The 4,725-nt window shown below is 36.0% G+C and carries 4 protein-coding genes and 2 pseudogenes; 5 read left to right on the top strand and 1 reads right to left on the bottom strand.

Features of this window, described 5'->3' with window-relative positions:
- Window positions 1–54: 54 nt before the first annotated feature.
- Both MKL51_RS11085 and MKL51_RS11080 read left to right on the top strand, forming a co-directional pair.
- Window positions 55–1,080, top strand: a complete 1,026-nt coding sequence (locus tag MKL51_RS11085) for an IS30-like element ISAba125 family transposase (protein ID WP_004994718.1) — start codon at window positions 55–57, stop codon at window positions 1,078–1,080.
- 12 nt (window positions 1,081–1,092) lie between these two features.
- A pseudogene (locus MKL51_RS11080) lies at window positions 1,093–2,487 on the top strand (CapA family protein); the annotation flags it as partial.
- Here the strand turns inward: MKL51_RS11080 and MKL51_RS11075 are convergent.
- Window positions 2,484–3,200: a metalloprotease gene (locus MKL51_RS11075; RefSeq protein ID WP_032007545.1), complete on the bottom strand. Its 717-nt coding sequence runs from the start codon at window positions 3,198–3,200 to the stop codon at window positions 2,484–2,486. The pseudogene MKL51_RS11080 and the gene MKL51_RS11075 sit on opposite strands and share 4 nt — an antisense overlap.
- Before the next feature lie 81 nt (window positions 3,201–3,281).
- Between MKL51_RS11075 and MKL51_RS11070 the strand changes: the two genes are divergently transcribed.
- The 3 genes and pseudogenes from MKL51_RS11070 to MKL51_RS11060 form a co-directional block, all read left to right on the top strand.
- Window positions 3,282–3,611, top strand: coding sequence for an MGMT family protein (locus tag MKL51_RS11070; RefSeq protein ID WP_002115572.1), 330 nt, complete (start codon window positions 3,282–3,284; stop codon window positions 3,609–3,611).
- A gap of 25 nt (window positions 3,612–3,636) precedes the next feature.
- A pseudogene (locus tag MKL51_RS11065) lies at window positions 3,637–3,735 on the top strand (hypothetical protein); the annotation flags it as partial.
- A gap of 52 nt (window positions 3,736–3,787) precedes the next feature.
- A partial coding sequence (locus MKL51_RS11060) for an IS30-like element ISAba125 family transposase (RefSeq protein ID WP_079396101.1) occupies window positions 3,788–4,725 on the top strand: 938 nt, incomplete at its 3' end.

Here is a 4,725-nt window from a genome sequence, read left to right as displayed (position 1 = left end):
GGCAGAGTAAAACTTGAAGTGCGACATAAACCACCTAATTAATTTAAAGGGTTTATGGAGTATATAAAATTGTCATACCATCATCTTAACTTTGAAGATCGTACTGCATTAATGCTTGAGTCAAGAAAAGAAGGCTTTTCAGCCAGAAAATTTGCTGAACTCATTAAAAGACATCCTAGTACGATCTATCGTGAGCTTAAAAGAAATAGCATCAATGACGTTTATCAAGCTCGATATGCTTCTGATAACACCTTCGCTAGACGTAGACGTGGTCACAGAAAACTCAAAATCGATTCAATCCTCTGGAAATTTATTGTTGAAGCGATCCGTTGTTTATGGTCTCCTCAGCAAATAGCAAAGCGTTTAAAGACATTTCCTGATTTGGATCAAACAATGAATGTAAGCCATACAACGATTTATTCAACGATACGAGCATTACCCAAGGGTGAGTTGAAAAAAGACTTATTATCCTGTCTGCGTCATGAAAATAAAAAGCGAAAAGCTAACGGTGAACCTAAAAAAGATTCTATATTACAGGATATTAAAACTATTCATGAGCGCCCAGCCGAAGTTCAAGAAAGAAAAATACCGGGTCATTGGGAAGCTGATTTAATTAAAGGTAAAGACAATAAAAGTTCGATAGCAACACTTATTGAACGAAATACACGGCTCTGTATCTTGGCAACATTACCTGATGCAAAGGCAGAATCAGTGCGCAAGGCTTTAACTGAAGCTCTGAAATATTTACCTGCAGAACTGCGTAAAACGTTGACCTATGACCGTGGACGCGAGATGTCAGAACATAAAATACTCGAAGAAGATTTAGGCATAGATGTATATTTCTGTGACCCACATTCACCTTGGCAAAAAGGCACATGCGAAAATATGAATGGTTTAATTAGGCAATATTTACCTAAAGGGATTGATTTAAATCAGGCAGATCAGCATTATTTAAATCAAGTTGCCATGTCACTGAATACTCGTCCTAGAAAGGCGTTAGATTGGCTTACACCATTAGAGAAATTTGCTCAGCTTGTTGATTATCATATGGCTTTTGAAACTGTCGCACCTCATGTTTGAATTCGCCCATCTTTAATTTTCTCTAAAAGAGCCGCTGCCTATAACTTAAAATTAAAAAATGAAGCTACCCAAAATCAGCTAAAGCATTTGTTTTTATTGCTCAGAAAAATTTATAGCTATCCCAATGAAATAAAAAAAGTATTCTTTATAAAAGAGCTGAATTTTCAAGGAAAGTCTTATCTCCCTCAGACACCATTAATGGGACAGAATGTAGTAGAGGTCTTATATCTTACAAACTCATTTAGAAAAATTTATCTGACGTTCTTGGAAGAAAACCAAACGATCGGTTTCTTTTTATTCTTAGATGATATTCATCGTGCTGAGCACCTGGTTCCTTACTATGCTTGTTTTCAAGCACAGAACGTACAACCTAAAGTTTGCTCTGCTCCAAGTGGCATTATTAACATTTTGGGGGATACCTACTTTGGGGAAATCTACACTAAAAAGCGTAAGGCGAGAGGACAAACGGATGCTCTGCAGCAATATGGATATGACTATTCTTTTAAAAAAATAAAAGCTTTTTTAGGTGAACATGACTTAAATATTGCTAACTTTGAAGCGGTATTTTCTTTAGAAAACCAATCTCCTTTAGGCCATAAAAAGTCTTTTATTCTTAAAGCTGATGCTGAACAAACATTAGCAGCATTCAAAAATATTCACCTTAATCATGTGGTGTTGGCAAACAACCATCTAAAAGACTATGGGGATCGTGGGCTGACCTATACATTACAACAGTTGGATCAGGCTAACATTTCTTATATTGGTGCTGGCGTAAACCAAAAAGATGCTCATAACTACTTTGAACTCTCTTTTGAAAATAAGCGCTATGCTATTTTTAACGGATACTGGCACAGAGACACTCCCTATCTCGATTATAATTTTTATGCTTTAGGTCATAAGAGTGGAGTGGCGTGTTTAAATGGTGTTTTGCTTGAACAAATAGGTCGCTATAGGCTGGCTCATCCTGAACATAAAATTATTGTTATTTGCCATTGGGGTGTCGACTTTAAGCCCATTACAAAAGAGCAGAATAAGCTTGCTGCGATTTTAACCCAAGCTGGTGCTGACCTGATCATTGGTCATGGTGCTCATACTATTCAACCTATCCAGATCATCAACCAAAAGCCAGTCGTGTTTGGTATTGGCAATGCTGTGTTTAATAGCAATGGCGAATATGAAAAACATAATGCTTTACCATTTGGCTGTATAGCAAGGTTAGATTTGTCAAAAGACTTACTTCGTCTTTATCCAATTTACATCAATAATTTGAAAACATTTTGGCAGCCGTATCCAGTAGATGCTGAAGATTTCTTAAAAGCTAGTACTTACATGACATCTTCACTGACCCTTGAAAATTACATCGCTACCCAAGATAACTTAGGGCCATATATTGAAATTAAATTTTAGGGATATTGTTTGTATGTCGATAAAATAGTTTGAAGTTGTACTGGCGTAAATCCTAAATTTCTTAAGCCACCACTGCCTAATTTACATTCGGCGCTTGCCATGATGTTTGTTGGAGTACGTTTTGTAGCTTTTGGTGCACAAACATGTTTTAGACCAAAAACATGTCCCATTTCATGCACGCTACCAGCCTGAATATTATAATTGAGGCGGTTCCAGTCTAATAAAATAAAGGGTTTGCCATTATTACGATAGGCTCTACTCGTTACATCTTCAAATTTCCATTTCGTTGAGTAGGCATCATAAATAAAAACAATCACTTCTTTACTTGCAGTTCGTTTCGGAAAACACGTATTTACACTGGCAGGGATAGTTTCATTCGTAATTGGGTAGGGCTGATTAATCTGTTGTTTTAAATCACAATGTAATTTTGAAAACTCTTCATAAGGAATATAACGATGTAATTTAAATTTAAAAATTTTATTATTTTTATCATCTACATAGTATTTATTTAATATTTTAATTTCCTTACGCATCTGTTGATAATTATCAAACTTTGTAGCTTCGGGAGAGTTGGTTGTAAAAACAAAAGTGACTGGAATAATAGGGCGGCCATCTGTAGAGACTTTAGGTGTTTCTCCTAAAGGAAGAGGAGGGCGTGTAGTACAAGAAACGCATAGTAAAGTGCCAGTAATCACTAGTAATGTTTTTTTCATGCAGATTTCCCTCAAGCCCACCTTGGATTGCATTTAGTTTTGTTCAAAATTTTTTATATGATATGAATGATGTCAATTTTTATGGAGTCCATTTTGACAACTCAGTATGAACTACATCGGCAAATTTTAGAAGTCATTGCTTTGATTCCTTACGGAAAAGTTGCAACCTATGGACAAGTGGCTCGTATGGCAGGATTACCAAAACATGCGAGATTAGTGGGCTATGTTTTGAAACATCTTGAAGCTGATCATCAAGTTCCTTGGTATCGTGTGATTAATTCTCAAGGCAAAATTAGCCTAAGTAAATTTAATGAAAAAGGTGAAAATATTCAGCAATTAAAATTGGAAGCTGAAGGTGTTTATTTGTTAAATGGTAAAGTTGACTTAAAGCAGTTTGCTTGGCAGCCTTAATACTTATGTTAGAGAGTAAATACACATGCAAAAGAATAATAAATGGTGTAGTGGAGCAGTATTACTTTTAAGTTTGATGGCACAGGTGAGTTATGCTGAAAAGGATATTTCAACTCAACCTTGGCAGAGTAAAACTTGAAGTGCGACATAAACCACCTAATTAATTTAAAGGGTTTATGGAGTATATAAAATTGTCATACCATCATCTTAACTTTGAAGATCGTACTGCATTAATGCTTGAGTCAAGAAAAGAAGGCTTTTCAGCCAGAAAATTTGCTGAACTCATTAAAAGACATCCTAGTACGATCTATCGTGAGCTTAAAAGAAATAGCATCAATGACGTTTATCAAGCTCGATATGCTTCTGATAACACCTTCGCTAGACGTAGACGTGGTCACAGAAAACTCAAAATCGATTCAATCCTCTGGAAATTTATTGTTGAAGCGATCCGTTGTTTATGGTCTCCTCAGCAAATAGCAAAGCGTTTAAAGACATTTCCTGATTTGGATCAAACAATGAATGTAAGCCATACAACGATTTATTCAACGATACGAGCATTACCCAAGGGTGAGTTGAAAAAAGACTTATTATCCTGTCTGCGTCATGAAAATAAAAAGCGAAAAGCTAACGGTGAACCTAAAAAAGATTCTATATTACAGGATATTAAAACTATTCATGAGCGCCCAGCCGAAGTTCAAGAAAGAAAAATACCGGGTCATTGGGAAGCTGATTTAATTAAAGGTAAAGACAATAAAAGTTCGATAGCAACACTTATTGAACGAAATACACGGCTCTGTATCTTGGCAACATTACCTGATGCAAAGGCAGAATCAGTGCGCAAGGCTTTAACTGAAGCTCTGAAATATTTACCTGCAGAACTGCGTAAAACGTTGACCTATGACCGTGGACGCGAGATGTCAGAACATAAAATACTCGAAGAAGATTTAGGCATAGATGTATATTTCTGTGACCCACATTCACCTTGGCAAAAAGGCACATGCGAAAATATGAATGGTTTAATTAGGCAATATTTACCTAAAGGGATTGATTTAAATCAGGCAGATCAGCATTATTTAAATCAAGTTGCCATGTCACTGAATACTCGTCCTAGAAA

Origin of the sequence: Acinetobacter sp. AOR18_HL (assembly GCF_027855145.1) — a bacterium.
Lineage (GTDB): Bacteria > Pseudomonadota > Gammaproteobacteria > Pseudomonadales > Moraxellaceae > Acinetobacter > Acinetobacter pittii.
Note: the sequence above shows the minus strand (reverse complement) of the source record. Positions and strands in the feature narration are given on the sequence as shown.

Bases quoted from the DNA above. Each gene is read 5' to 3' on its own strand.
- MKL51_RS11085 (WP_004994718.1), top strand. From the start codon at position 55: ATGGAGTATATAAAATTGTCATACCATCATCTTAACTTTGAAGATCGT.
- MKL51_RS11075 (WP_032007545.1), bottom strand. From the start codon at position 3,200: ATGAAAAAAACATTACTAGTGATTACTGGCACTTTACTATGCGTTTCT.
- MKL51_RS11070 (WP_002115572.1), top strand. From the start codon at position 3,282: ATGGAGTCCATTTTGACAACTCAGTATGAACTACATCGGCAAATTTTA.